This window comes from Corynebacterium hansenii, assembly GCF_030408795.1.
Classification (GTDB): domain Bacteria; phylum Actinomycetota; class Actinomycetes; order Mycobacteriales; family Mycobacteriaceae; genus Corynebacterium; species Corynebacterium hansenii.
Genome location: NZ_CP047211.1, coordinates 389,837 through 416,109, shown reverse-complemented (window position 1 = coordinate 416,109; position 26,273 = coordinate 389,837). Strand labels below are relative to the sequence as shown.

29 protein-coding genes and 1 riboswitch are annotated in these 26,273 nt (G+C 68.4%); of the genes, 11 read left to right on the top strand and 18 right to left on the bottom strand.

Annotated features, from left to right (window positions below):
- Nucleotides 1-45 precede the first annotated feature (45 nt).
- Genes rpsQ through rpsJ form a run of 11 tightly spaced genes read right to left on the bottom strand, consistent with a single transcriptional unit; the run spans nucleotide 46 to nucleotide 5,198 of the window.
- Nucleotides 46-324, bottom strand: a complete 279-nt coding sequence (gene rpsQ, locus CHAN_RS01870; protein ID WP_048740092.1) for a 30S ribosomal protein S17 — start codon at nucleotides 322-324, stop codon at nucleotides 46-48.
- Nucleotides 321-557, bottom strand: coding sequence for a 50S ribosomal protein L29 (gene rpmC, locus CHAN_RS01865; protein WP_035121313.1), 237 nt, complete (start codon nucleotides 555-557; stop codon nucleotides 321-323). The genes rpsQ and rpmC overlap by 4 nt, the downstream gene beginning before the upstream one ends.
- Nucleotides 557-973, bottom strand: coding sequence for a 50S ribosomal protein L16 (rplP, locus tag CHAN_RS01860; protein WP_290291165.1), 417 nt, complete (start codon nucleotides 971-973; stop codon nucleotides 557-559). The genes rpmC and rplP overlap by 1 nt, the downstream gene beginning before the upstream one ends.
- Nucleotides 974-1,717 (bottom strand): 30S ribosomal protein S3, encoded by a 744-nt coding sequence (gene rpsC / locus CHAN_RS01855; protein WP_035121318.1) that lies wholly within the window; start codon nucleotides 1,715-1,717, stop codon nucleotides 974-976.
- Nucleotides 1,717-2,079, bottom strand: a complete 363-nt coding sequence (gene rplV / locus CHAN_RS01850; RefSeq protein ID WP_048740087.1) for a 50S ribosomal protein L22 — start codon at nucleotides 2,077-2,079, stop codon at nucleotides 1,717-1,719. The genes rpsC and rplV overlap by 1 nt, the downstream gene beginning before the upstream one ends.
- A 3-nt stretch (nucleotides 2,080-2,082) precedes the next feature.
- Nucleotides 2,083-2,361 (bottom strand): 30S ribosomal protein S19, encoded by a 279-nt coding sequence (gene rpsS / locus CHAN_RS01845; protein ID WP_005509882.1) that lies wholly within the window; start codon nucleotides 2,359-2,361, stop codon nucleotides 2,083-2,085.
- A 14-nt stretch (nucleotides 2,362-2,375) separates the two neighbouring features.
- Entirely contained in the window at nucleotides 2,376-3,218 is an 843-nt protein-coding gene (gene rplB / locus CHAN_RS01840; protein ID WP_048740085.1) for a 50S ribosomal protein L2, read from the bottom strand.
- A 36-nt stretch (nucleotides 3,219-3,254) separates the two neighbouring features.
- On the bottom strand, nucleotides 3,255-3,560 hold the full coding sequence (rplW, locus tag CHAN_RS01835) for a 50S ribosomal protein L23 (protein WP_048740083.1): 306 nt from the start codon (nucleotides 3,558-3,560) through the stop codon (nucleotides 3,255-3,257).
- Nucleotides 3,560-4,210, bottom strand: coding sequence for a 50S ribosomal protein L4 (rplD, locus tag CHAN_RS01830; protein WP_048740081.1), 651 nt, complete (start codon nucleotides 4,208-4,210; stop codon nucleotides 3,560-3,562). The genes rplW and rplD overlap by 1 nt, the downstream gene beginning before the upstream one ends.
- A complete protein-coding gene (gene rplC / locus CHAN_RS01825) occupies nucleotides 4,207-4,863 on the bottom strand; it encodes a 50S ribosomal protein L3 (RefSeq protein WP_048740079.1) in 657 nt (218 codons plus the stop codon). Before rplC ends, rplD begins: the two co-directional genes overlap by 4 nt.
- Before the next feature lie 29 nt (nucleotides 4,864-4,892).
- Nucleotides 4,893-5,198 (bottom strand): 30S ribosomal protein S10, encoded by a 306-nt coding sequence (gene rpsJ, locus CHAN_RS01820; protein WP_035121337.1) that lies wholly within the window; start codon nucleotides 5,196-5,198, stop codon nucleotides 4,893-4,895.
- Between the two features lie 626 nt (nucleotides 5,199-5,824).
- Between rpsJ and CHAN_RS01815 the strand changes: the two genes are divergently transcribed.
- Genes CHAN_RS01815 through CHAN_RS01790 form a run of 6 tightly spaced genes read left to right on the top strand, consistent with a single transcriptional unit; the run spans nucleotide 5,825 to nucleotide 8,579 of the window.
- A complete protein-coding gene (locus tag CHAN_RS01815; RefSeq protein ID WP_290291161.1) occupies nucleotides 5,825-6,355 on the top strand; it encodes an Asp23/Gls24 family envelope stress response protein in 531 nt (176 codons plus the stop codon).
- Entirely contained in the window at nucleotides 6,324-6,632 is a 309-nt protein-coding gene (locus CHAN_RS01810) for a hypothetical protein (RefSeq protein WP_065421438.1), read from the top strand. Before CHAN_RS01815 ends, CHAN_RS01810 begins: the two co-directional genes overlap by 32 nt.
- A 49-nt stretch (nucleotides 6,633-6,681) precedes the next feature.
- Complete coding sequence (locus tag CHAN_RS01805; RefSeq protein WP_048740074.1) at nucleotides 6,682-6,876, top strand: hypothetical protein; 195 nt, start codon at nucleotides 6,682-6,684, stop codon at nucleotides 6,874-6,876.
- Between the two features lies 1 nt (nucleotide 6,877).
- Nucleotides 6,878-7,453, top strand: coding sequence for an Asp23/Gls24 family envelope stress response protein (locus CHAN_RS01800; protein ID WP_290291156.1), 576 nt, complete (start codon nucleotides 6,878-6,880; stop codon nucleotides 7,451-7,453).
- Nucleotides 7,450-8,022 carry a DUF6286 domain-containing protein gene (locus CHAN_RS01795; protein ID WP_290291154.1) on the top strand — a complete coding sequence of 191 codons (573 nt, stop codon included), beginning with the start codon at nucleotides 7,450-7,452 and terminating at the stop codon, nucleotides 8,020-8,022. The genes CHAN_RS01800 and CHAN_RS01795 overlap by 4 nt, the downstream gene beginning before the upstream one ends.
- Entirely contained in the window at nucleotides 8,019-8,579 is a 561-nt protein-coding gene (locus tag CHAN_RS01790) for an Asp23/Gls24 family envelope stress response protein (RefSeq protein WP_290291153.1), read from the top strand. The genes CHAN_RS01795 and CHAN_RS01790 overlap by 4 nt, the downstream gene beginning before the upstream one ends.
- A 250-nt stretch (nucleotides 8,580-8,829) precedes the next feature.
- On the opposite strand, the gene tuf is transcribed toward CHAN_RS01790, so the two are convergent.
- The 6 genes from tuf to CHAN_RS01760 all read right to left on the bottom strand — a co-directional run bounded on the left by tuf (nucleotide 8,830) and on the right by CHAN_RS01760 (nucleotide 16,681).
- Nucleotides 8,830-10,020: an elongation factor Tu gene (gene tuf / locus CHAN_RS01785; protein ID WP_048740066.1), complete on the bottom strand. Its 1,191-nt coding sequence runs from the start codon at nucleotides 10,018-10,020 to the stop codon at nucleotides 8,830-8,832.
- A gap of 419 nt (nucleotides 10,021-10,439) precedes the next feature.
- Nucleotides 10,440-12,572, bottom strand: a complete 2,133-nt coding sequence (gene fusA, locus CHAN_RS01780) for an elongation factor G (protein ID WP_290291149.1) — start codon at nucleotides 12,570-12,572, stop codon at nucleotides 10,440-10,442.
- Nucleotides 12,573-12,781: 209 nt separating this feature from the next.
- Nucleotides 12,782-13,252, bottom strand: a complete 471-nt coding sequence (gene rpsG, locus CHAN_RS01775) for a 30S ribosomal protein S7 (protein WP_048740064.1) — start codon at nucleotides 13,250-13,252, stop codon at nucleotides 12,782-12,784.
- Between the two features lie 2 nt (nucleotides 13,253-13,254).
- Nucleotides 13,255-13,626, bottom strand: coding sequence for a 30S ribosomal protein S12 (gene rpsL / locus CHAN_RS01770; RefSeq protein ID WP_035121347.1), 372 nt, complete (start codon nucleotides 13,624-13,626; stop codon nucleotides 13,255-13,257).
- Nucleotides 13,627-13,957: 331 nt separating this feature from the next.
- The gene (locus CHAN_RS01765) at nucleotides 13,958-15,403 is read right to left on the bottom strand and encodes an MFS transporter (protein WP_290291146.1); all 1,446 of its coding nucleotides are present in this window, start codon (nucleotides 15,401-15,403) and stop codon (nucleotides 13,958-13,960) included.
- Nucleotides 15,404-15,751: 348 nt separating this feature from the next.
- A complete protein-coding gene (locus tag CHAN_RS01760) occupies nucleotides 15,752-16,681 on the bottom strand; it encodes a LuxR C-terminal-related transcriptional regulator (protein WP_290291144.1) in 930 nt (309 codons plus the stop codon).
- Nucleotides 16,682-16,887: 206 nt separating this feature from the next.
- Nucleotides 16,888-17,004: riboswitch (TPP riboswitch) on the top strand.
- Here CHAN_RS01760 and thiC point away from each other — a divergent pair.
- The 5 genes from thiC to CHAN_RS01735 all read left to right on the top strand — a co-directional run bounded on the left by thiC (nucleotide 16,997) and on the right by CHAN_RS01735 (nucleotide 22,201).
- Complete coding sequence (gene thiC, locus CHAN_RS01755; RefSeq protein WP_290291141.1) at nucleotides 16,997-18,709, top strand: phosphomethylpyrimidine synthase ThiC; 1,713 nt, start codon at nucleotides 16,997-16,999, stop codon at nucleotides 18,707-18,709. Its footprint overlaps the riboswitch before it by 8 nt.
- Nucleotides 18,710-19,031: 322 nt before the next feature.
- Nucleotides 19,032-20,300 carry a Na/Pi symporter gene (locus CHAN_RS01750; protein WP_082144283.1) on the top strand — a complete coding sequence of 423 codons (1,269 nt, stop codon included), beginning with the start codon at nucleotides 19,032-19,034 and terminating at the stop codon, nucleotides 20,298-20,300.
- A 30-nt stretch (nucleotides 20,301-20,330) separates the two neighbouring features.
- Entirely contained in the window at nucleotides 20,331-20,606 is a 276-nt protein-coding gene (locus CHAN_RS01745) for a hypothetical protein (protein WP_048740060.1), read from the top strand.
- 387 nt (nucleotides 20,607-20,993) lie between these two features.
- Entirely contained in the window at nucleotides 20,994-21,194 is a 201-nt protein-coding gene (locus tag CHAN_RS01740; RefSeq protein ID WP_290291136.1) for a hypothetical protein, read from the top strand.
- A 245-nt stretch (nucleotides 21,195-21,439) separates the two neighbouring features.
- The gene (locus CHAN_RS01735) at nucleotides 21,440-22,201 is read left to right on the top strand and encodes a DUF1707 SHOCT-like domain-containing protein (RefSeq protein ID WP_290291134.1); all 762 of its coding nucleotides are present in this window, start codon (nucleotides 21,440-21,442) and stop codon (nucleotides 22,199-22,201) included.
- A gap of 88 nt (nucleotides 22,202-22,289) precedes the next feature.
- On the opposite strand, the gene CHAN_RS01730 is transcribed toward CHAN_RS01735, so the two are convergent.
- Nucleotides 22,290-26,255 carry a DNA-directed RNA polymerase subunit beta' gene (locus CHAN_RS01730; protein ID WP_048740054.1) on the bottom strand — a complete coding sequence of 1,322 codons (3,966 nt, stop codon included), beginning with the start codon at nucleotides 26,253-26,255 and terminating at the stop codon, nucleotides 22,290-22,292.
- Between the last annotated feature and the right edge of the window lie 18 nt (nucleotides 26,256-26,273).

The window sequence follows — 26,273 nt, the reverse complement described above, 5'->3', positions numbered from 1 at the left end:
GCGACGGGGGCGTCGCAAAGCGAAGGGGCCTTCGCGGAAAACCGCTTAGCGGGCCTTCTCGATGATCTCGATCAGGCGGAAGTGCTTGTCCTTCGAGAGCGGACGGCACTCCTCGATGCGGACGTGGTCGCCGACGCCGGCTTCCTCGTTCTCATCGTGGGCCTTCACCTTGGAGTTGGTGCGCATGATCTTGCCGTACAGGGCGTGCTGCTTGCGGTCCTCGAGCTCGACGACGATGGTCTTCTGCATCTTGTCGGACACGACGTAACCGGAGCGGACCTTGCGGGCGCCGGACTCGGTCTGGTTCATGTTTTCCTCGCTCATGCCGCATCACCATCGGTGGGGGCGGCGGACAGGCCGAGCTCACGCTCGCGCATCACGGTGTAGATGCGGGCGATGTCCTTGCGGACGGCGCTCAGTCGACGGTTGTTGGTCAGCTGACCGGTGGCCATCTGGAACCGGAGGTTGAACAGCTCCTCCTTGGACTCCTTGAGCTTGGCGACCAGGCCATCGTTATCCAGCGAGCGGAGCTCGTGGGCGGGAATGCCGTTAGACATCAGTACTGATCCTCCTTCCGGACGACTCGGGTCTTGCAGGGAAGCTTCGCGCCGGCGCGCTTGAGCGCCTCCATCGCGGTCTTCTCGTCCGGGTAGGACATCTCGAACATGATGCGGCCCGGCTTGACGTTGGCGACCCACTTCTCCACGGGGCCCTTACCGGAACCCATGCGCACGCCGAGCGGCTTCTGGGTCAGCGGACGGTCCGGGAAGATCTGGATCCACACCTTGCCGCCGCGCTTGACGTGGCGGTTGATGGCGATACGGGCGGCCTCGATCTGGCGGTTCGTGATGTACGCCGGCTCGAGGGCCTGCAGGCCGTAATCGCCGAACGTCACCTGGGTGCCGCCCTTGGCGACGCCGGAGCGGTGCGGGCGGTGCTGGCGGCGGTACTTGACGCGCTTCGGGATGAGCATTTAGCCCTCCTTCTTCTCGGAGGCCCGCTGGCGGCGCTGGCCACCACGACGCGGGCGCTCACGGCGGTCGCGGCGCTGACCGTCGCGACCGGCGTTCATCTCGGACTCGCGGCGGCCACCGATGACGTCACCCTTGTAGATCCACACCTTGACGCCGATGCGGCCGAAGGTGGTGTGGGCCTCGTGGGTGCCGTAGTCGATCTCCGCGCGCAGGGTGTGCAGCGGGACGCGACCCTCGTGGTAGCGCTCCGTGCGGCCCATCTCGGCACCGCCCAGGCGACCGGAGCACACGACCTTGATGCCCTTCACCTGCGGCTGGCGCATGGAGGACTGGATGGCCTTGCGCATCGCGCGGCGGAACGCCACGCGGTTGGTCAGCTGCTCGGCGATGGACTGGGCGACCAGCTTGGCATCCGCGTCGATGTTCTTGACCTCGAGGATGTTCAGCTGGACCTGCTTGCCGGTGAGCTTCTCCAGCTCACCGCGGATGCGGTCGGCCTCCGAGCCGCGGCGACCGATGACGATGCCCGGTCGGGCGGTGTGGATGTCGACGCGAACGCGGTCACGGGTGCGCTCGATGACGACGTCGGAGATGCCGGCGCGCTCCAGGCCGGTGGACAGCAGATCGCGGATCTTGATGTCCTCGGCGAGGTAGTCGGCGTACTGCTTGTCGGCGTACCAGCGGGACTTCCAGTCGCTGGAGATTCCCAGCCGGAGGCCGTGGGGGTGGATCTTCTGTCCCACTACTGAGCACTTCCCTTCTGGCTCTCGACGACCACGGTGATGTGGCTCGTGCGCTTGCGGACGTGGAAAGCACGGCCCTGCGCACGGGGGCGGAAGCGCTTCATGGTCGGTCCCTCATCGGCCCAGGCCTGGGCGATGACGAGGGTGCGGGGATCCAGGCCGAAGTTGTTCTCGGCGTTGGCCGCCGCGGAGGCGACCAGCTTCGAGATCGGCTGGGACGCGGACTGCGGGGCGTACTCCAGCATGGAGAGCGCCTCGGAGACCGACTTGCCGCGGACCGTGTCCAGCACGCGACGGGCCTTCATCGGGGTGACCCGGACGAACCGCGCGGTGGCGCGGGCGGAGGTGATGTCGTTGCTCATGGCTTATCGACGTCCCTTCTTGTCGTCCTTGACGTGACCCTTGAAGGTCTTGGTGGGGGCGAACTCGCCCAGCTTGTGGCCGACCATCGAGTCGTCCACGAAAACCGGCACATGCTTGCGGCCGTCGTGGACGGCGAAGGTGTGGCCGATGAAATCGGGGAGAATCGTGGAGCGGCGGGACCAGGTCTTGATGACCTGCTTGGTGCCCTTCTCGTTCTGAGCGTCCACCTTCGCAAGGAGGTGCTCATCGACGAACGGGCCCTTCTTAAGGCTGCGTGGCATTCTCTGTTCCCTCCTTAGCGCTTCTTGTTCTTGTTGGTGCGGCGACGGCGGACGATCAGCTGGTCGCTCGGGCGGTTGGGCTTGCGGGTGCGGCCTTCCTTCTGGCCCCACGGCGACACCGGGTGGCGGCCACCCGAGGTCTTGCCCTCGCCACCACCGTGCGGGTGGTCGACCGGGTTCATCACGACACCGCGCACGGTCGGGCGCCAGCCCTTCCAGCGCATGCGGCCGGCCTTGCCCCAGCGGATGTTGATCTGATCGGCGTTGCCGACCTCACCCACGGTGGCGCGGCAGCGCGCGTCGACGCGGCGGATCTCCGAAGACGGCATGCGCAGGACGGCGTACTTGCCTTCCTTGCCCAGCAGCTGGATGGAGGCGCCGGCCGAGCGGGCCAGCTGGGCGCCGGCGCCCGGCTTGAGCTCGACGCAGTGGATGGTGGTACCCGTCGGGATGTTGCGCAGCGGCAGGTTGTTGCCGACCTTGATGTCGGCGTTGGCGCCGGACTCGACGACGGTGCCCTGCTTCAGGCCCTTCGGGGCGATGATGTAGCGCTTCTCGCCATCGAAGTAGTGCAGCAGCGCGATGTTGGCGGTGCGGTTCGGGTCGTACTCGATGTGAGCGACCTTGGCCGGCACGCCGTCCTTGTCGTTGCGGCGGAAATCGATGACGCGGTACTGGCGCTTGTGGCCACCGCCCTTGTGACGGGTGGTGATGTGGCCGTGCACGTTGCGGCCACCGGTCTTCGACAGCGGGCGCAGCAGAGACTTCTCGGGAGTCGAGCGAGTGACCTCGCTGAACTCGGAGACGGAGCTCTGGCGGCGACCCGGCGTAGTCGGCTTGTACTTGCGAATAGCCATACTTTTGCTCTTCCTTAACTTCCTCGTCGACCAGCCTTAGGCGGCCGAACCGCCGAAGATGTCGATGGGATCGCTGCCGGCCGCGAGAGTCACGTACGCGCGCTTGGTGGCCTTGCGCTGACCGTAACCGGTGCGGGAGCGCTTGCGCTTGCCCTCACGGTTGGCGGTGTTGACGCTGGCGACCTTCACGCCGAAGATCTCCTGGACCGCGATCTTGATCTGGGTCTTGTTGGCGTCGGTGCGGACCAGGAACGTGTAGACGTTCTGCTCCATCAGTCCGTAGGACTTCTCCGACACGACCGGGGCGATGATGATGTCACGGGGATCCGCGATGGTGGCCATTACTTCTCCTCCTCCGCACCGGCGTTGCGGGCGATGAACTCGTTGAGCGCCTGCACGGCGAACACGACGTCATCGGCCTTCAGCACGTCGTAGGTGTTCAGCTGGTCCTGCGTCAGCGTGTGGACGTTCGCCAGGTTGTTGACGGACTTCCAACCGGTGACGTCCTCGCGCGGGAGGACGACCAGCACGGACTTGCGATCGGTCAGGCGCTCGATGAAGGTGCGCGCCGACTTGGTCGACGGGGTCTGGCCGGCGACGAGCTCCTCGACCACGTGGATGCGGTCGTGGCGGACTCGGTCGGTCAGGGCGCCGCGCAGGGCGGCGGCCTTCATCTTCTTGGGGGTGCGCTGCGAGTAGTCGCGCGGCGTGGGGCCGTGGACGACGCCGCCGCCGGTCCAGTGCGGGGCACGGATCGAACCCTGGCGGGCGCGGCCGGTGCCCTTCTGGCGCCACGGCTTGCGGCCGCCGCCACGCACCTCGGCGCGGGTCTTGGTCTTGTGGGTGCCCTGGCGAGCCGCGGCGCGCTGGGCGACGACGACCTGGTGCATCAGGGCGGTCGACACCTCGGCGTCGAAGATCTCGGCCGGGAGTTCCACGGAGCCGTTCACGCCACCGTCGGCGGTGTGGACGTCAAGCTTGAGGTTCGTCATGCGTGAGCACCACCCTTCACAGCGGTCTTGACAACCAGGAGGCCGCCGCGAACGCCCGGAACCGCGCCCTTGATCAGGAGCAGGTTGGCGTCGGCGTCGATCTTCTGGATCTTCAGGTTCTGGGTCGTGACCCGGTCGTTGCCCATGCGGCCGGCCATGCGCTTGCCCTTGAACACGCGGGCGGGCGTGGCGCAGGCGCCGATGCCGCCGACGCGGCGGTGCGCGGCCTGGTTGCCGTGGGAGGCGCCCTGGCCGGCGAAGCCGTGGCGCTTCATGGCGCCGGCGAAGCCCTTGCCCTTGGAGGTGCCGGTGACGTCGACGTACTCGATGTCGCCGAAGACGTCCACGCCGACCTCCTGGCCGACCTCGTACGAGGAGGCGTCCGCGGTGCGGATCTCCACGGTGTGGCGACGCGGGGTCACGCCGGCCTTCTTGAAGTGGCCGGTCTGGGGCTTGTTGGCCTTACGGGGGTCAATCTCGCCGTAGGCGATCTGGACGGCGTCGTAGCCGTCCACGTCCTTCGTGCGCACCTGGGTCACGACGCACGGCCCGGCCTCGACGACGGTCACCGGGACCACCCGGTTCTCCTCGTCGAAGACCTGGGTCATGCCGAGCTTGGTGCCCAGGATGCCCTTGATCTCGTTTTCACTCATTATCTAGTCTCCGCTGCCGTAGTCCAGGCTCACTGAATGTTGACGTCGACGGACGCCGGAAGGTCGATGCGCATGAGGGCGTCGACGGTCTTCGGGGTCGGGTCGAGAATGTCGATCAGGCGCTTGTGGGTGCGCATCTCGAAGTGCTCGCGCGAGTCCTTGTACTTGTGCGGCGAGCGGATGACGCAGTACACGTTCTTTTCGGTGGGCAACGGCACGGGGCCGACGACTCGGGCGCCCGTACGGGTCACCGTCTCGACGATGCGACGCGCGGACGCGTCAATCGCCTCGTGGTCGTAGGCCTTCAGCCTGATGCGGATCTTTTGTCCCGCCACGCTTGTCCTCTCCTCGGTCGGCGCGCCCTCGAGGGGCGTCGACCCTGTCATTGTCTTCTGTGCGCCGGTGTGCCTAGCCGGTCATGGCCAGCGCCAGAATGTCGATGCTGGGTTATCGATTTCGTCGTGTGGACACCGTCGTCGGGCATGGCGCAGCACAGCGCCGATGCAATCCGAGAGGACGGCGATCCCCGCGCGCACGCGCACGGTTTTCGACCGATATCCCAGTTCAGGAGAGGCTCCCCCGTTTCAAGCGTGGGTGCCTTTCGCCTACTGCCGCTGTGTATTTGCCATGCCAGCACCGGTCCCCGCGGTCGGGCGTGTCGCCCTTCTTTCGACCGCAGGGCACGTCGCGTCGGCCGGTCTCCCGGCTTCGGCTCTCGTGGCCATGCTCACTTCACCATCGGCATGCTCCGCGACTGCGCCGGTTCCCTGGGGCCTGGCGGGTTCGCGTCGACGACGCCGTGTTAAAGCAACCCGTGTATTAAAGCACGGCCCGGGCGCGTCCCCCAAATCTCTCCCCAAAATGTGATCAACATCGCTTCAACCTCCGGCGCGCCGCGTTTTCGGTGCACAATGGAACCGTCGGTTAAGGATGCCGCGATAACTTTGGAAGGGGATTGGACATGGCCGAAAAGGACATCGTTCGCGCCGGCGAAGGCTCCGGTGCGCAGGTGGAGAACAAGGGTGCCGTCGCAAAGCAGAAGCCCGGCGACGCCCCGGCGACCGCGGGCGCGCCCGCGACCGAGGAACGCGACGGGCGCGGCCGGACGATCATCGAGGACGTGGTGGTGAACAAGATCGCCGGCATCGCCGCCCGCGAGGTCACCGGCGTCCACGCGCTGGGCGGTGGCGGCGCGCGCTTCGTCGGCGCCGTCCGCGAGCGCATCCCCGGAGCCGGCGTCGACGTCCAGCAGGGCGTCGCGGTCGAGGTCGGACAGTACCAGGCGGCCGTCGACGTGGCGATCGTGGCCGAGTTCGGCGTCGCCATCCACGAGCTCGCCGACGCCATCCGCGAGAACGTCATCGTGTCCGTGGAGCGGATGACCGGCCTCGAGGTGACCGAGGTCAACGTCACGGTGCATGACGTGCACCTGCCGCAGGACGAGGACGGGGACGAGGACCATGACGGCCCCAAGCCGACCCGCGTCCTCTGAGGCGGAGGCCATTTCCGCGGCGGTACTCGCCGTGCCCTCCGTCGACGGATTCCACCCGGGCCGCCACGGCGAGGTGGCCCTGCTGTACCCGGGGCTGCGCGTCCCGGGGATGAGGTGGACGGGAGACCGGCTCGAACTGCACCTGCGGGTGTCGTTCGATCCCCGTTCCCCCGTGCCGCTGGCCGAAACGTCGGAGCTCGCGAAGTCGGCCGCCTCCGCGGCGTGCGACCTGCGGGCTCCGGTCGACGTGATCATCGCCGACGTCGCACGGACATGAGGCGCCCGCACGCGAGTCGCCCGGAAATGATCGGAGAAACGGAGAAGTCATGGACAACCTGAAATTCGGAGTCTACGCGGGGCTGCTCTTGGCCATCGCCACGGCCGTCGGCGGCCTGGTCGGGTTCCTCGGCGGGATCGTCTTCGCCATCGCCGGCGGCGCCATCGGCGCGCACCGCGACGGGCTCATCGACCTGTTCGACCTTTTCGGTTCCGCCACGGGCGGCCGACGGGGGCGCCGCTGACATGGACGACAGAGAAGCGAGCCCGCCGGGCGACGGCCGCGCGGCGCCGGCAGCCGCCACGCCGGCCTCCCCCGCGCCGGCCACCTCCACACGGGGCGAAAACGTCATCGACGGGAAAGCCGTGGAAAAGATCATCGTCGCCGCGATAGATTCCGTGCCCGGCACGGTCGCCGCCGGCGGAGCGATTAACCGCATGGCCGGCCGCGGGTACCCGCGCGTCGACGCTCAGATCGCCCCGCACGGTCGGGCGGTGTCGGTGGAAACCGACATCGCCGTGTCCTGGCCCTCCCCGGTTCGGGACATCGCGCATGCGGTGCGCGACACCATCATCGCCTGGGTCGCCGACGCGACCGGGATGCCGGTGGTCAGGTGCGACGTCCGCGTCGCCACCGTCGTCGGCGCCGACGGCGATCGCCCCTGGGCCCGGGTCGCGGCCGGCGACGTCGCCGCCCACCCCCGCCGGCCTTCCCTGGTCAGCCCCTCGGCGGCACCGCTTCCGGCGCGCCCGGTCACGGTGCCCCCGCCGAAGGAACTCCGGCCGATCAAGGCCCCGCGTTCGGGACGTGATGTGCGATGACCGAAGACAACGGTTTCCGCAGTGCACCGATCCCGCTGCGCGCGCCGGCCGCGAGGCCGGTGGCGTACCTGGTCGCGCTGGTGCTGGCCGCGATCGGCGTCATGGCCGGCCATGACTGGCTCGCGCGGATGGGCGCCATCGAACGGCCCGAGCTCATCGCCGGTTTCGTCGATTGGCTCGACGCGCACGGATGGGACAACGTCCTGCTCCCCGCGTCCGTCCTGGCGACGCTGGTGGGGCTGGTTCTGCTCTACGTCGCGGTCCGGCCCCGCCGCCGCACTCACGTCCGGGCGTCCGGCCGCGCGGACCAGTGGCTGCGCCCGGTCGACGTCGGCCGCCTCGCCGCCCGCGCCGCCCGCCGGTGCCCGGGCGTGTTCGATGCGACCGCCATCGCCACCGAACGCGCGGTCAGCGTCACCATCGACGCCGGGGGCGCCGCCGACGACGACGCGCTCATGGATAAGGTCCGCGCCGCCGTCGACGGCGAGCTCGCCGCCGCACTCGGCGAGGTCCCTACCGTGAAGATCCGCGCCACCCGCAAAACCCCGGAGGGAGGAAAGAAGCGATGAGACGATCAACCGCCGTACTCGACCGCCTCGTCGCGGGCCTGCTCGGGGCGCTGCTCATCGCCGCCGGCCTGCTCGGCATCGCGGCGAAATACGAGTTCATGCCGTTCGCGGCGTGGACCGACGGCTTCCGCCCGTCCCGCCTGCCCGGCCACGTCGATCAGGATTGGTTCACGTGGGCGCTCGCGGTGGCGGCGATCCTCGGCGTCGTCCTGGCGCTGGCGCTGTTCGCGGCGAACATCGACCGCCGCCTCACCCGGACCAAGATCGACGAGAACTCCGACGACACGGGCGAGATCCGGTTCCACCTCGCCGATGTCGCCGACGCCGTCGCCAAACGGCTCCAATCCCACGACGGCATCCGCCGCGCCCGCGGCCGCGCCGAAGTGGATCGGGGCAGCGAGGCGATCACGATCAACCTCGACCTCGCGCACGACGCCGACATCGCTTCGATCACGAGGCTTTGCGACGAAACCGCCGACGACATCGACGCCGCCCTCGGAGACGTCGACTGCGGAACGCGGTTCCTGCTCCACATCGGCCGCCCTCCTAACGGCTGATCCGGCGGGCGCCGGGCCGTCGCAAAGCCATTCGGCGCGACGACGCGCGGCGCAACGCAAACCGGTACAAGGCGAGCCGGCGCCAGGCACGCCTGCGCCAAGCACGCCGGTACAAGGCAAGCCGGAGCCGAACCAACCGGCACACGAAAAAGGGCCCCGCCCCCGATTCACTCGGGGGCGGGGCCCTTTTGCTGGCCGCAGGCGATCCGCCGGTTCAACCGGCGGGATCAACCCGCTGGAGCATCAAGAATTACTTGATGATCTTGGTGACGCGGCCGGCGCCGACGGTGCGGCCACCCTCGCGGATGGCGAAGCGCAGGCCCTCGTCCATCGCGACCGGCTGGATCAGGGTGACGGACATGTCGACGTTGTCGCCCGGCATGACCATCTCGGTGCCCTCCGGCAGCTTCACGACGCCGGTGACGTCGGTGGTGCGGAAGTAGAACTGCGGGCGGTAGTTGTCGAAGAACGGGGTGTGGCGGCCGCCCTCGTCCTTGGACAGGATGTAGACGGAGCCCTCGAACTCGGTGTGCGGGGTGTAGGCGCCCGGCTTCGCGATGATCTGGCCGCGCTCGATGTCCTCGCGCTTGATGCCGCGGAGCAGCAGGCCACAGTTGTCGCCGGCCTCGGTGGAGTCCAGCAGCTTGCGGAACATCTCGATGCCCGTGACGGTGGTCTTCTGGGACTGCTCCTTGATGCCCAGGATCTCGACCTCGTCGTTCACGTTCAGGGTGCCGCGCTCGACGCGACCGGTGGCGACGGTGCCGCGGCCGGTGATGGTGAAGATGTCCTCGACCGGCATCAGGAACGGCTTGTCGGTCTCGCGGACCGGGTCCGGCACGTTCTCGTCGACGGCCTGCATGAGCTCGACGATGGAGTCGACCCACTTCTGCTCGCCGTTCAGGGCGCCCAGGGCGGAGATGTGGATGATCGGCGCCTCCTCGTCGTAGTCCTGCTCGGCGAGGAGCTCGCGCACCTCCATCTCCACGAGCTCGATGATCTCCTCATCGTCGACCATGTCGCACTTGTTCAGGGCGACGAGGATGTAGGGGACGCCGACCTGGCGGGCCAGGAGGACGTGCTCACGGGTCTGCGGCATCGGGCCGTCGGTGGCGGCCACGACCAGGATCGCGCCGTCCATCTGGGCGGCACCGGTGATCATGTTCTTGATGTAGTCCGCGTGACCCGGGGCATCGACGTGCGCGTAGTGGCGCTTCTCCGTCTGGTACTCAACGTGGGACACGTTGATGGTGATGCCGCGCTCCTTCTCCTCCGGCGCCTTGTCGATGGCGTCGTAGGCGAAGGACTCGTTCAGGTCCGGGTACTGATCGGCCAGCACCTTGGTGATGGCAGCCGTGGTGGTGGTCTTGCCATGGTCGACGTGACCGATGGTGCCGATGTTGACGTGCGGCTTCGTACGCTCGAACTTCGCCTTCGCCACTGTTAGTCCTCCTGGACGTCATGGTGGCCACGACTTTCGTAGCCACAGGTTGTGGTCGCCCACCCCCACGCCGCTGCGAACACCGACGAAAGACGGCATTTCCGGGCGTAAAGAAGGGGGCGGACAGTGCATTTTCACTGTGCCAGTTACACAATCCTAGTGGGACGGCCGGGCCCATATCAAACTCGGGTCCCCAGGATCGATTGCGGGGTAACGGCCGGCACCGCGCACCACCTCCGGCACCGGAAACGAAGTCCGGGTCAGCGGTGAAAAGTGCGGGCCGCTACCCTCCCGGATCCGCGGCACTGCGGATCGCGGGGGCTTTTCGGCGCCGCCCCCGTTCGCGCGCTTGGCGCGGGAACGGCGGCGGGCCGGGAACCCGCCCCGGAATCATCCGGGCGGGGCCCCGATTGACCGACTCAGTTGCCGGTGCGCTCGGCGATGATCTCCTGCGCGACGGAGGACGGGACCTCGGCGTAGGAATCGAAGATCATCGTGTAGTTGGCGCGGCCCTGCGTCTTGGAACGCAGGTCGCCGACGTAGCCGAACATCTCGGACAGCGGGACCAGGGCCTTGACGGCCTTGACGCCCGTGCGGTCCTCCATGGAGTTGACCTGGCCGCGGCGGGAGTTGATGTCGCCGATGACCTCGCCCATGTACTCCTCGGGGGTGATGACCTCGACGGCCATCATCGGCTCGAGCAGGACCGGCTTCGCCTTCTGCACGGCCTCCTTCAGGGCCATGGAGCCGGCGATCTTGAAGGCCATTTCGGAGGAGTCGACCTCGTGGTACTGGCCGTCCTCCAGGGTGGCCTTGATGTTCACCAGCGGGAAGCCCGCCAGGGTGCCGTACTGCATGGCGTCCTGGATGCCGGCGTCGACCGAGGGGATGTACTCCTTCGGCACGCGGCCGCCGGTGACGGCGTTCTCGAACTTGTAGATCGCCGACTCGCCCTCTTCGAGCTCGTCCTGCGCCGGGGCGTAGGGCTCGAGCGAGACGATGACCTTCGCGAACTGGCCGGAACCGCCGGTCTGCTTCTTGTGGGTGTAGTCGTACTTCTCGACCGCCTTGCGGATGGTCTCGCGGTACGCGACCTGCGGGGCGCCGACGTTGGCCTCGACCTTGAACTCGCGCTTCATGCGGTCGACCAGGACGTCGAGGTGGAGCTCGCCCATGCCGCCGATGACGGTCTGGCCGGTCTCGTCGTCCAGGCGGACGGTGAAGGTCGGGTCCTCTTCGGCCAGGCGCTGGATCGCGGTGCCCAGCTTCTCCTGGTCGGCCTTGGACTTCGGCTCGATGGCCACGGAGATGACCGGGTCCGGGAAGCTCATGGACTCGAGCACGATCGGGGCGTCCTGGGCGCAGAGGGTGTCACCGGTGGTGGTGTCCTTCAGGCCGATGAACGCGTAGATGTTGCCGGCCACGGCCTCGTCGACCGGGTTCTCCTTGTTGGCGTGCATCTGGAAGAGCTTGCCGACGCGCTCCTTCTTCTCCTTGGTGGAGTTGAGCACCTGGGCGCCCGGCTCCACGCGGCCGGAGTAGACGCGCACGAAGGTCAGCTTGCCGAAGAACGGGTGCGCGGCGATCTTGAACGCCAGCGCGGAGAACGGCTCCGCGGCGGAGGGCTTGCGGACCATGTCGACGGACTCGTCGCCGACCTGGTGGCCGTGGACCTCGCCCACGTCGAGCGGGGTCGGCAGGAAGTCGACGACCGCGTCGAGCAGCGGCTGGATGCCCTTGTTCTTGTAGGCGGTGCCGCAGTAGACCGGGTAGATCTCGGAGTTGACGACCATCTTGCGGATGGCGCCCTTGATCTCGTCCATGGTCAGCTCTTCGCCGCCGAAGTACTTCTCCATGAGCTCTTCGTCGGACTCGGCGACGGACTCGAGCAGCTTCTCGCGGTACTCGTTGGCCTTGTCGACCAGGTCCGCCGGGATCTCCTCGACGGTGGCCTCGGTGCCGATCTCGGTCTTGCCGCGCCAGGTCAGGGCCTTCATCTGCAGGAGGTCGACGACGCCGTCGAAGTCGTCCTCGGCGCCGATCGGCAGCTGCATCACCAGCGGCTTGGCGCCGAGGCGGTCGACGATGGTGCCGACGGTGTACTCGAAGTCCGCGCCCAGCTTGTCCATCTTGTTGACGAAGCAGATGCGGGGGACGTCGTACTTCTGGGCCTGACGCCAGACCTGCTCGGACTGGGGCTCGACGCCCTCCTTGCCGTCGAAGACGGCGACGGCGCCGTCGAGCACGCGCAGGGAGCGCTCGACCTCGACGGTGAAGTCGACGTGGCCCGGGGTGTCGATGATGTTGATCTGGTTGTCGTTCCAGAAGCAGGTGACCGCGGCGGACGTGATGGTGATGCCGCGCTCCTTCTCCTGCTCCATCCAGTCCGTGGTCGAGGCGCCATCGTGCGTCTCGCCGACCTTGCGGTTGATGCCCGTGTAGTACAGGATGCGCTCGGTCGTGGTGGTCTTGCCGGCATCGATGTGCGCCATGATGCCGATGTTGCGGACCTTGTTCAGATCCTTCTTGACGGGAAGTGCGCCTTCTGCCACTTGATTCCCCACTCGTTTCAAATCGTGCGGCGGGGGCTCAGGACGTTGGTCGTCGTCTTCGCCTCGACCGCCAGCGGTCGGGTTGCTCGATCTATTTTGCCACCGATTGGGCACGATGGCTTGCCGTGATTTCCGCCGGGGAGCCCGAAGGCCCCCGGAGGCGCCGGCGCCGGACCGGCCCCGGGGGCCTCATCCGGCGGTCGCGGCCACTACCAGCGGTAGTGGGCGAAGGCGCGGTTGGCCTCGGCCATCTTGTGGGTGTCCTCGCGGCGCTTGACGGACGCGCCGAGGCCGTTGGAGGCGTCGAGGATCTCGTTGGCGAGACGCTCCATCATGGTGTTCTCGCGGCGCTGGCGGGAGAACATGAGCAGCCAGCGCAGGGCCAGGGTGTTGCCGCGGCCGGGGCGGACCTCGACCGGGACCTGGTAGGTCGCGCCGCCGACTCGGCGGGAGCGGACCTCGAGGGCGGGCTTGACGTTCTCGATCGCGCGCTTGAGGGTCAGCACGGGGTCGGTGCCGGTCTTCTCGCGGCAGACCTCGAGGGCACCGTAGACGATGCGCTCGGCGGTCGACTTCTTGCCGTCCAGCAGCACCTTGTTGATGAGCTGGGTGACCAGCGGCGAGCCGTACACCGGGTCGTTGACGACGGGACGCTTGGGGGCGGGGCCCTTACGAGGCATGTTTACTTCTCCTTCTTCGCGCCGTAGCGGGAACGGGCCTGCTTGCGGTCCTTGACGCCCTGGGTGTCGAGGGAGCCGCGGACGATCTTGTAGCGGACGCCGGGGAGGTCCTTCACTCGGCCGCCGCGGACGAGCACCATGGAGTGCTCCTGCAGGTTGTGGCCCTCGCCCGGGATGTAGGCGGAGACCTCGATGCCGGAGGTGAGGCGGACGCGGGCGACCTTGCGGAGCGCCGAGTTCGGCTTCTTCGGGGTGGTGGTGTACACGCGGGTGCACACGCCACGGCGCTGCGGCGAGCCCTTCAGGGCGGCCGTGGACGTGGCCGACTTCTTGTCGTGGCGGCCCTTGCGGACCAGCTGCTGGATAGTGGGCATGAAGCCTCTTTCTGTTTCGTTCCGATCGCGCCGCGGCTTCCGTCCGGCCTGCGGCGGAGGATCGGTTTTTAAACGTGCGAAACCCAGTCAGCCGCTCTCGCTGGCCTACCGGGTGATGTCGTCGACTCCCAATTACCTCTTGGGACTGTCCATTGACAGTAGTGCAACCTGCGACGATCACCAAAAATCCCAGGTGGCGAAACGGAAGGGGGGCCGTCGCAAAGCGGGTTTCGCTTTGCGACGGCCCCCGCACGACCCCGCGGGCCGGTCCGGAGACTTGGCCGGCCCGCTCTCTCCCGATCGAAGGGCGAGGGGCGCGCGCCCGGTCGGGTTACGGCTTGGCCAGGGCGTCGGATTCGCGGACGAGCTGGTTGTGCTCGTCGATGTCGTCCTCGTGGTTGGAGCGGATCCGCGTGACCGCGATGGTGGAGGTCAGCGAGATCGCGGCGAGGAAGAGGCCGACGGCCAGGCCGCCGTAGGCCTCGGCGAGCGGGGCGGCGATCAGCGGCGGGATGGCGCCGCCGAGGATGGCCGCGATGTTGTACGCCAGGCCGGCGCCGGTGTAACGCAGGTCGACGCGGAACATCTCGGGGAGCATCGCGCCGGCCGGGCCGTAGGAGATGCCGAAGATCACCATGGTGACGATCAGGCCGAGGGCGAAGTGCCAGATGGTGCCGAAGTCGAGGACCCAGAACAGCGCCGGCGTCCACAGGACCGCGAGGATGGTCGACGTCAGGATGACCCTGGTGCGGCCGATGCGGTCGGAGAGCGCGGCGAAACCCGCGATGGCGGCGCCGAAGATGACCGCGGCGACCATGCCGACGGCGAGGATCTCGATGCGCTCCAGCCCGAGCGCCTTCGTGCCGTAGGAGGTCAGGTACGAGGTGCCCATGTAGAACAGCGAGAACAGCGAGGCGAGCGCGATGCCGCCGGTCATGGCCTCGCGCCACTGGTACCGGATGGTGTCCATGAAGGGCAGGGTGCGGCGGACGCCGTTGGCCTTGTCCTGCGCGCGGCGCTCCTGCTCCTTCTTGAAGGACGGGGTCTCCTGGATGGCCAGGCGGACGTACAGGCCGACGAAGACCATCACGATCGACAGCAGGAACGGGATGCGCCAGGCCCACTCAAGGAAGGCGTTGGAGGTTTCGCCGATGGCGAGGAAGACGACCACGAAGGTGCCGGAGGAGAGGAAGAAGGCGATGGCCGCACCGAGCTGCGGGAACATTGCGTAGGCGCCGCGCTTGCCCGGCGGCGCGTATTCCGCCGTCAGCAATGTCGCGCCGGCCCATTCACCGCCCACGGCCATGCCCTGCAGGAAGCGCATGGCCACCAGGAGCACCGGGCCCCAGACGCCGATGCCGGATTCGAAGAAGCCGAAGACGCCCGACTCGTAGCCCGGCAGCAGGCCGATGAACAGGGTCGCCAGACCCATCATCAGCAGGGTCCAGACCAGGGTGCGCTTGCGGCCGAGGATGTCGCCGAAGTGGCCGAACACCACGGAGCCGAGGGGCCGGGCGAGGAACGCGACGCCGAAGGTGGCGAAGGAGGCGACCGTCGACAGCATCGGGGTCATGTTCGGGAAGAACACCGTGGGGAACACCAGGGCGGCGGCGGTGCCGTAGATGAAGAAGTCGTAGAACTCGATGGTGGTGCCCACGAGGCTCGCGGTGGCGACCCTGCGCAGCGAGGGGCCCTTCACGGGCTCCGCGGCGGGGGCCGGCGCCACCGTGGCGGCTCCGATGGCGGACGAGTTGTCCGCCGTGAGGGAATTGGCCATTGGCGTCTCCTGCCTTGGGGGCGGCCACCGGGACCGCCCGTTCAACAATGTGACGCAGAACATATCCAGGCGTGATCCAGCTCTCACATACCCGAAAGAGGGTGTTATGGAGTTAGACGTTAATTGCGACTAGCGGTTTGGTTAGCGATTTAGAACTTGTAGCACCTCTCGCACCGCCCCAGCCAGCACATATACGATGACGAACACCGTTCGCCCGGCCTGACGGTCCACCCCGAACGTCGCGGAAAACTTCGCGAAACGGGGGTTTGCGGCGCGACTTCCGCCCGTTTCAGCGCCCCTTCACCCCTACCCGCGGTCCCCTTTTTCCCGCCCCGCGCACGCTCGATCTCAGGGAATGAGACCGAGGATCCGCGCGCGGCTCACCGCCGCATGCCGACCCTTCGCGCCGAGCTTGGCGCTGGCGTTGCGCAGATAGGCCTTGACGGTCTCCACGCTCAGCGACAGCCGCGCCGCCGCCTCCGCATTGGTGCACCCCAACGCGACCTGCGACAGCACGTCGAGTTCGCGGGCCGTCAACGCCGGCGCATCCGCCTGCGCGCCAGCGCCCCCTCCGGCTGCGGCTCCCGCTCCCCCGGCGTCGGCCGCGCGCACCGCATCTCCCCCGGCGCCCGGGAACAGGATCGCCGCGATGCCGCCGGACGCCGCGAGCAGCTTGTCCCGGGCCTCCTCGTCCGCGGTCGTGGCGGCGATGGCGCGCAGATCCGCGTGCAATTCCCGCAGCCGTTCCAAGTCGGACGATCCGGGCCCCTCCCCCGCCTCGCGGAGTTCCGCGGTGCTGCGTTGCGCCATGCCGATCCGCCGGTCCACTTCATCGCGGATGCGCAGCTCGGTGGCGGCCTTCGTCGCCAGGCGCATCGCCACCGACCGGATCCGGTCCCCGAACTCGAATTTCTCCCGGTGCGCGCCGTACAGCACCATCCTGGTCTCCCCGATGCTGGAGAGTATGGGCACCGCCATGACGGGGCCGAGCCCCTCGTTCTGCACCTGCGTCAGATAACTGTCGGTGATGGTGCGCGCGGCCTCGTAGTCCGCGACGACCGCGGGGCGCCGGTCCCGGAGAACGCGCCCGCCGAGCCCCTCTCCCGGGATGACGTTGACGCCGCGGACGCCGTCCGAGCGCAGGCCGATGCCCTCCCCGATGGTCACCCCCGCCTGCCCGCCGATGCCCAGGAACACGACCGGGAGGTCCGCGTCCCTGCGCAGTTCGCGCACGAGCTGCTTCGCCAGGTCGCGGTCCCGCGGCCGGTTGTGCGGCATCGGCGTGTCCTCCTCGTGGGTCGCGCCCCGCGCGCCCGGGCAATTCGATTGCGGTTCCAAAACATCATAGACGACGCGTCTCCCCCGAAAACGACACCGCATTTGCCGCCGACGTGCATTTCTCCGCTTTCGGGCGCCCCGCCCACCCCCGATGGGGCGTCGCACCGCCCCCGAATGGGTTCCGGTACGCTCGTTTTCCACAACCGAATAACTCCCACGGGAGCGCCCACCGAACCGGCGCTGAGAGGGCATCGGGAATGCGGATGCCGACCGTTCGAACCTGTCCGGGTAATGCCGGCGTAGGAAAGGACCGCTATGGCGAAGCATGCCGCCAACCCCATGGACGAGGCCCGTGACCAGGTCACCACCGGCCCGATCTACCGCTCCGAGAAGCTTTACGACGACGTCGTGTTCGACGGTTCGCCGTTTGATTCGGAGGATGTCGTCCTCCGCATCCCGGCCCGCCGCATCAACCTCACCGATGGCACGCACTTCGACGCGTACGACACCTCCGGCCCGTACACCGAAACCGACGCCGACCCCGATCTGCACGGCGGTCTGCCCAAGACCAGGGACAGCTGGCCGACCCCTGCACCGGCGCCGGCGTCGTCGCAAAGCCCGGAACTCAAGGCTTCGACGCAGCTGGCCTGGGCCCGCGCGGGGATCGTCACCCCGGAGATGGCCTTCGTCGCCGCCCGCGAGGACGTCGACGCCGAGCTGGTCCGCTCGGAGGTCGCCGCGGGCCGCGCGGTGATCTGCGCGAACAAGAACCACCCGGAGCTGGAGCCGATGATCATCGGCAAGAAGTTCGCCGTGAAGGTCAACGCGAACATCGGCAACTCCGTGGTCACCTCGTCGATCGCCGAGGAGGTGGAGAAGATGGTGTGGGCCACCCGCTGGGGCGCCGACACGATCATGGACCTGTCCACCGGCGCCGACATCCACGAAACCCGCGAATGGATCCTGCGCAACTCCCCCGTGCCCGTCGGCACCGTGCCCATCTACCAGGCGCTGGAGAAGGTCAACGGCGACCCGGCCAAGCTGACCTGGGAGATCTACCGCGACACCGTCATCGAGCAGGCCGAGCAGGGCGTCGATTACATGACCGTCCACGCCGGCGTGCTGCTGCGCTACGTGCCGCTCGCCGCAAACCGCGTCACCGGCATCGTCTCGCGCGGCGGGTCGATCATGGCGGCCTGGTGCCTGGCGCACCACCGCGAGTCCTTCCTGTACGAGAACTTCGCCGAGCTCTGCGACATCTTCGCCGAGTACGACATCACCTTCTCTCTCGGCGACGGCCTGCGCCCCGGCTCGATCGCCGACGCCAACGACGAAGCCCAGTTCGCGGAGCTGCGGACCCTCGGCGAGCTGACCAAGATCGCGAAGTCCCGCGGCGTGCAGGTCATGATCGAGGGCCCGGGGCACGTGCCCATGCACAAGATCGCCGAGAACGTGCGCCTGGAAGAGGAGCTGTGCGAGGAGGCCCCGTTCTACACCCTGGGTCCGCTGGCGACGGACATCGCGCCGGGATACGACCACATCACCTCCGCCATCGGCGCGGCGATGATCGCGCAGGCGGGCACCGCGATGCTGTGCTACGTCACCCCCAAGGAGCACCTGGGGCTGCCGAACCGCGACGACGTGAAGGTCGGCGTGATCACCTACAAGATCGCCGCGCACTCGGCGGACCTGGCCAAGGGCCTGCCCCGGGCCCAGGAGCGCGATGACGCGCTGTCCAAGGCGCGCTTCGAGTTCCGCTGGCACGACCAGTTCGCGCTGGCCCTCGACCCCGACACCGCGCTGGAGTACCACGACGAGACGCTGCCGGCGGAACCGGCGAAGACCGCGCACTTCTGCTCGATGTGCGGGCCGAAGTTCTGCTCCATGCGCATTTCGCAGGACGTGCGCGACTACGCCCGCGAGCACGGCCTGGAGACCGTCGAGGCCATCGAGGCCGGCATGGCGGAGAAGTCCGAGGAGTTCGAGGCGGCCGGCGGCCGCGTGTACCTGCCGCTGACGGCGGAGTAGGCGGCACCGAAGTCTGAGGAGGCGGCACCGGCGGCGGAGCAGGAGGCTCGCGGACACCGGGTGCCCGTGAGCGAGCGCCGAGAGAGGCCGACGAGCCGGCGGCGATGGGGATTCGGGTGATCTCCATCGCCGCCGGCTCATTCATGCGGTGCACATCACTCTGAAACGCGCCTTTAGTTCACCTTCCGTTCACCTTTTTTCTTTCAACGGGACACCTCTTGGAGAGACACTGCATTAGACGTATGCCCCGAGCGCGCTTCTGCGCCCCACGCGACCTTTCCGAAGGCCGGGGATCACCCGTGAAACCAGGAATCGAGACACGATGACGAATTCCCGCCGTCCGGGCGACGGAAACCCCGCCCCGGACAACACCCCCGAACCCGCGGGAGCCACCGCGACCGCCACCGAGGCGCCCGTCGCCGACGTCGCGGCCAGCGAGGTTCCCCACGGCCTGCGCCGCCTGCCCAACTGGGCGCTGACCCTGCTGGCCATCGGCACCCTGTACATGCTCATCGTCGCCATCGGCGTGATCGGCGACGGATTCAAGGGCCTGGGCAAGGATGCCGCCGCGAGCCTCTTCGACTTCGCCACCAACCCGTTCATCGCACTGTTCGTCGGCGTGCTGGCGACGGCGATCATCCAGTCCTCCTCCACCACCACGACGCTGGTGGTCACCGCGGTCGGCGCGGGCGCGCTGCCCATCGAGGTGGCCGTGCCCATGATCATGGGCGCGAACATCGGCACGTCGGTGACCAACACCCTCGCGTCGTTCGGCCACGCCGGCCACAAGGACGAGTTCCGCCGGGCCTTCGCGGCCTCGACGGTCCACGACTTCTTCAACCTCTTCGCCGTCATCATCCTGCTGCCGCTGGAGATCTTCTTCCACCCGATCCAGCGCAGCGCCGAGTGGGTCTCCGACCGCATCTTCGGCACCGTCCTGCCCGACCCGGGCCAGGCGGACTTCGTCGGCACCCTCACCGACCCCGTGGTCGACCTCATCGGCATGGACGGCCTCACCGGTCTGCTGCCGGGCTCCGAGTTCATCGACGGCGTCGTCACCATCCTGCTCGGCGTCGCCATGATCTTCTTCGCGGTCTCCTGGCTGGGCAAGATCCTCCAGGTGCTCATGGTCGGCCGCGCCAAGGCCATCCTGGAGAAGTCCGTCGGCGGCCACCCGCTGACCGCGATGGGCGCCGGCCTCCTGGTGACGGTCGCCGTCCAGTCCTCGTCCGTGACCACCTCGGTCATGGTCCCGTTCGCCGGCTCCGGCGCCCTGACCACCCGCCAGATCTACCCGCTGACCCTGGGCGCGAACGTCGGCACGACCATCACCGCGCTCATCGCGGCGATGGCCGTCACCGGCGACGGCGCGAAGCTGGCGCTGACCATCGCGCTGGTCCACACCCTGTTCAACGTCTTCGGCATCCTGATCATCTACGGGCTGCCCTTCCTCCGCAGCCTGCCCCTCATCGGGGCGGAGACCCTGGCCCGCGTCGCCACCGAGCGCAAGATCCTCGCGGTGGCGTGGGTGCTGACGGTCTTCATCATCGTCCCGGCCCTGGCCATCCTCATCAAGGTCCTATTCACCTAGTTCCGCCGACAACGCATCAGGAGCAACCCAATGACCAACGAGCCCATCAGCGCCCAGGAGCCCCGCAACCTCGATGCCGCGTCGATCGACGACCTCGAGAAGATGCTCGCCGACGCGGAACGCAACATCCACGCCATCCGCGAAGAGCTCGCCGAACGGCGCGCGGAAAGCCGCCACGAGCAGATCCAGGCGCTTCCCGACGACATCTCCACGTTCGAGGGCAGCTGGCGCAGCATCATCCGGATCCTCCGCGACGTCATCCGCGAGGAGCGGGAGTCCCGCGCCGCCGCCAAGGCCGAGGACTAACCGCCCGGCCCCGGTAGCTGCGAAGGCCGCTGTGCCCCGGCAGGTTGCGAAAGCCACCCGCCGGGGCTTTTCCATGTCCGCCGCAGCGCTCCCACCGGCAAACCCACCCCGCGCAACGTCCCAAGCCGGCTAACCCACCCCGAATGCGCAGACCCACCTGTTGCAGCGGGTGGGTCTGCGCATTCGGGGTGGGTTGGCGGCGGGGATGGGACGGCCACCTCCCCCTTCCCGACCGCCACACGCACCCCGGGGGTGGGCGTTCACTTTTCGTTAACTTTGCGTTCACCTCGAAACACGTGTAACTTCGTCGCCTAACCCGGATAACCGGGCGCAAATTACAACGCATGCACTTCCCGCATGCCCGACTGAGCCAAGTAGGTGAACGCCATGTTCGATGAGATCAACAACCATTCCGAGCCGTCTGGCGCTGCGCCGACCGGCCTCAACGACGACCAGCGCCACGCGCTTTTCGTCGCCCAGCTCCAGGTGCTCCCCGACGATTGGTCGCGGACGAAGAGCTCCTGGCTCGAGTTCGGACGCGTCCTGCGCGCCGAGTTCTCCGGTCAGCCCGCACTGCGCGCCGCCTGACCGCACCGTCCGGGCGGCCCAACCCCGCCGCCCGACGCAACCGCCGACGCAGCTCAGCCCAGCTGCGCGGCCTCACCGCCGACGCGGGACAACCCCTCCTCGCGGCGCCACTCAAATCAGCCGCCCGACCGCACCGTCGGCGCCACTCGACCCATGCGGGTGATCACCCCTCCGACGCGGGACAACCCCTCCGCCCGGCCCCGGCTTCCCCTCCCCCCACTCCCCGGCGCGCCTAAGCTTGGGGCATGGACGCCAACCCCGGCCACGGCCCCGACGGGACGCCCGACGGCGGTGGCCCGCGGAATCTGCGGGCCACCGACGACGAACGCCGCCGAGTCGCGGATGAGCTTTCCGACGCCCTCGGCCGCGGCCAGATCGACCTGACCGAATTCGACGAGCGCACCAACCGCGCGTGGGCCGCCCGCACCCGCGAGGATCTCGCGGGCCCGCTCGCCGACCTCATCCCCGATCCCTGGACGGTGATCGACGGCCGTCCCGCGGGCGCCGTCGAGCCCTACCGCGCCCCCGGGGCCCCCGCGCAGCGCCACACCGGCGACGTCGCTGGGGCCCCGTCATCCCGCGATCTCGCCGCGGTCGCCAAGGCCCACGTGACCGGCGAAAAGGGCGGCTCCGCCATCAGCGCGGCCGTCATGTTCGGCGCCGACCGCAACGGCGACTGGATCTGCCCGCCCACGCACTACTCCGTGGCCGTGATGGGCGGCATCGACATCGACCTGCGCCACGCGCGCCTGGAATCCGACGAGACCGAGATCATCGCCGTCGCCATCATGGGCGGCATCGACATCTACGTCCCCGAGGACGTGCGCCTGACTGTCCAGGGCACCGGCCTGATGGGCGGCTTCGGATCCTCGACGTCCCGCGACGTCGTCATCGCCGGCCACGACCTACCGCCCGACGCACCCCGCGTCCGCGTGACCGGCCTGGCCCTCATGGGCGGCGTCGACGTGCACCGCGTCCCCCGCAACGGTCCGCTCGAGCTCGAGTGACGCCCGCGTCCGCTTGACGACGAAAACCGCCCCTCCCCCGGCTGTGCGCCATGGGGAGGGGCGGTGGTCGTCGTGAAGCGGGATCGCCTTACTGGTCGTACGGGATGTCGTCCAGCGGGACCGCGCGGCCGGTCGGCTCGGCGTAGGTGTCCTCCGGGCCGTAGAAGCCCTCGCCCAGCGAGGCGAACGGGGCGGCGGCCTGGCGGGCGGCCTCCTCCGTCGGCTCGACCGCGATGTTGCGGTAGCGCGAGATGCCCGTGCCGGCCGGGATCAGCTTGCCGATGATCACGTTCTCCTTCAGGCCGATCAGCTTGTCGGAGCGCTTGTTGATCGCGGCGTCCGTGAGCACGCGGGTCGTCTCCTGGAAGGAGGCGGCCGACAGCCACGAATCCGTCGCCAGAGAGGCCTTGGTGATGCCCATGATCTCCAGGCGCATCTGGATGGCCTTGCCGCCCTCGGCGACGGCCTGGCGCGACGCGGCCACGGCCTCGGCGTGCTCCACCAGCGAGCCCGGCAGGAACTCGGTCGAGCCGGAGTCGATGACGGTGACGCGGCGCAGCATCTGGCGGACGATGACCTCGATGTGCTTGTCGTGGATGGCCACGCCCTGATCGCGGTAGACCGACTGGACTTCCTCGATCAGGTGGCGCTGCACGCCGCGGCGGCCGCGGATGCGGAGCACCTCGTGCGGGTCGGCGGCGCCCTTCATCAGCTGCTGGCCCATCTCGACGGTGTCGCCGTCGCGGATCGCGCGGCGGCGGCCGTCGACGGTGATCTCGGCGAGGCCCTGGCGCTTCGACAGCTTGTCGAAGACGACCTCGTCGGAACCGTCGTCGGGGACGATGGTCAGCGTGAAGAAGTGGTCGTCCTCCTCCAGGCGCACGCGACCGGTGGCGGTGGCCAGCGGGGCGCGGTTCTTGGGCACGCGGGCCTCGAACAGCTCCTGGACTCGGGGCAGACCGCCGGTGATGTCGCCGCCGACGCCGCCCTGGTGGAACGTGCGCATGGTCAGCTGCGTGCCCGGCTCGCCGATGGACTGCGCGGCGACGATGCCCACGGCCTCGCCGATGTCGACCATCTTGCCGGTGGCCATGGAGCGGCCGTAGCAGGTGGCGCAGACGCCGGTGGGCGTGTTGCAGGTCAGGACCGAGCGGACCTTGACGGTGGAGATGCCGCGGGACAGCAGATCGGTGATCTCCTCGTCGCGCAGGTCGGTGCCCACCGGCAGGATCTCGTTGCCGTCGGCGTCGACGACCGGGGCCGCCAGGTAGCGGGCGATCGCCGAGGTCTCGACGTACTGCGCGCGGCGCAGCTCGCCGGTCGGCTTGCCGGTGGCGTCGAGCACGGGCTCGCCGATCTCCACCTCGACGCCGGCGGTGGTGCCGCAGTCCTCCTCGCGGACGATGACGTCCTGCGCGACGTCCACCAGACGGCGGGTCAGGTAACCCGAGTCGGCGGTGCGCAGGGCGGTGTCGGCCAGGCCCTTGCGGGAACCGTGCGAGTTGTTGAAGTACTCCAGCACCGACAGGCCCTCGCGGAACGAGGTCTTGATCGGGCGCGTGATGTACTCGCCGCGCGGGTTGGTGACCATGCCCTTCATGCCGGCCAGCGAGTGGATCTGGCCCATGTTGCCGGCGGCGCCGGACTTCACGATCATCGGGATCGGGTTGTCGTCCGGGTACAGGGACTCGACCTTCTCGCCGACCTCCGCGGTCGCGGCCTTCCACAGGTTGACCAGCGACTCGTGGCGCTCCGCCGTGGACAGCTTGCCGCGGCGGAACTTCTTCTCGATCGTGTCGGCCTTCTGCTCGTAGGAGTCGAGGATCTCCTTCTTGTTCGGCAGAACGAGCACGTCGGACATGGCGATGGTGACGCCGGAGCGCGTCGCCCAGTAGAAGCCGGCGTCCTTGAGCTTGTCGACGGTCTGCGCGACGGTGATCATCGGGTACTTCGACGCGAGGTCGTTGATGATCGCCGCCTGCGGCTTCTTGGCCATGACGCCCTCGACGTACGGGTAGTTCCACGGCAGCAGCTCGTTGAACGTGACGCGGCCAAGGGTCGTGTTGGCGGTCCAGATCTGGCCCTTCTCCCAGCCGTCGGGGAAGTGCTCGGCCTCGATGTCGGCCGGCGGGCGCAGGTGCGAGATGCGCACCTTGATGGGCGTCTGCAGGCCGATGGCGCCGCGGTCGTAGGCCATGATGGCCTCGGCCGGGGAGGCGTAGATGCCCTTCTCCGGCTGGTCCTCGGCGGCCTCGGCGTGGGCGCCGGGCAGCTCGGGCTTCTCCAGCGTCAGGAAGTACAGGCCGGTGACCATGTCCAGTCGCGGCATGGCCAGCGGCTTGCCGGACGCCGGCGACAGGATGTTGTTCGAGGACAGCATGAGGATGCGGGCCTCGGCCTGCGCCTCCGCCGACAGCGGCAGGTGCACGGCCATCTGGTCGCCGTCGAAGTCGGCGTTGAACGCCTCACAGGCCAGCGGGTGCAGCTGGATGGCCTTGCCCTCGACGAGCACGGGCTCGAAGGCCTGGATGCCCAGGCGGTGCAGGGTGGGGGCACGGTTGAGCAGCACCGGGTGGCCGGTGATGACGTCCTCGAGGACGTCCCAGACCTCCGGGCGCTGGCGCTCGACCATGCGCTTGGCCGACTTGATGTTCTGCGCGTAGCTCTTGGCCACGAGCTCCTTCATGACGAAGGGCTTGAACAGCTCGAGGGCCATCAGCTTGGGCAGGCCGCACTGGTGCAGCTTGAGCTGCGGGCCGACGATGATGACCGAACGGCCCGAGTAGTCGACTCGCTTGCCCAGCAGGTTCTGGCGGAAGCGGCCCTGCTTGCCCTTGAGCAGGTCGGACAGCGACTTCAGCGGGCGGTTGCCCGGTCCGGTGACCGGGCGGCCGCGGCGGCCGTTGTCGAACAGCGCGTCGACCGACTCCTGCAGCATGCGCTTCTCGTTGTTCACGATGATCTCGGGCGCGCCGAGGTCGATCATGCGCTTGAGGCGGTTGTTGCGGTTGATGACGCGGCGGTACAGGTCGTTGAGGTCGGAGGTCGCGAAGCGGCCGCCGTCGAGCTGCACCATCGGGCGCAGCTCCGGCGGGATCACCGGGACGCAATCGAGGACCATGGCGGCCGGGTCGTTGCCCGACTGCAGGAACGCGGCGACGACCTTCAGGCGCTTGAGGGCCCGCAGCTTCTTCTGGCCCTTGCCGTCGCGGATGACCTCGCGCAGCGACTCCGCCTCGGCGGCGAGGTCGAAGTTGCGGATCAGCGTCTGGATCGCCTCGGCGCCCATGCCGCCGGTGAAGTAATCCTCGTAGCGGTCGACGAGCTCGTTGTAGATGCTCTCGTCGATGACCATCTGCTTCGGCTCGAGCTTCAGGAAGGTGTTCCAGATCTCGTCGAGGCGGTCCAGCTCGCGCTGGGCGCGCTCGCGGATGTGCTTCATCTCGCGCTCGGCGGCGTTCTGGACCTTCTTGCGGGCGTCGGCCTTCGCGCCGGCGGCCTCGAGCTCGGCGAGGTCGTCCTCCAGGGTCTTGGCGCGCTCGGCCAGCTCCTGGTCGCGGTCGTCCTCGACCATCTTCTTGTCGACCAGCATGTCCGCCTCGAGGGTGGTCTGGTCGTTGTGGCGGGCCTCCTCGTCGACGGAGGTGATGATGTTCGCCGCGAAGTAGATGATCTTCTCGAGATCCTTCGGCGCCAGGTCGAGCAGGTAGCCCAGGCGCGACGGGACGCCCTTGAAGTACCAGATGTGCGTGACCGGCGCGGCCAGCTCGATGTGGCCCATGCGCTCGCGGCGGACCTTCGACTTGGTCACCTCGACGCCGCAGCGCTCGCAGATGATGCCCTTGAAGCGGACGCGCTTGTACTTGCCGCAGGCGCACTCCCAGTCGCGGGTCGGGCCGAAGATGCGCTCGCAGAAGAGGCCGTCCTTCTCCGGCTTGAGCGTGCGGTAGTTGATGGTCTCGGGCTTCTTGACCTCTCCCCGCGACCAGCGGCGGATGTCGTCGGCGGTGGCGAGCCCGATCCGGAGCTCGTCAAAGTTGTTGACGTCGAGCACCTGTTGTCCCTTTCCCCC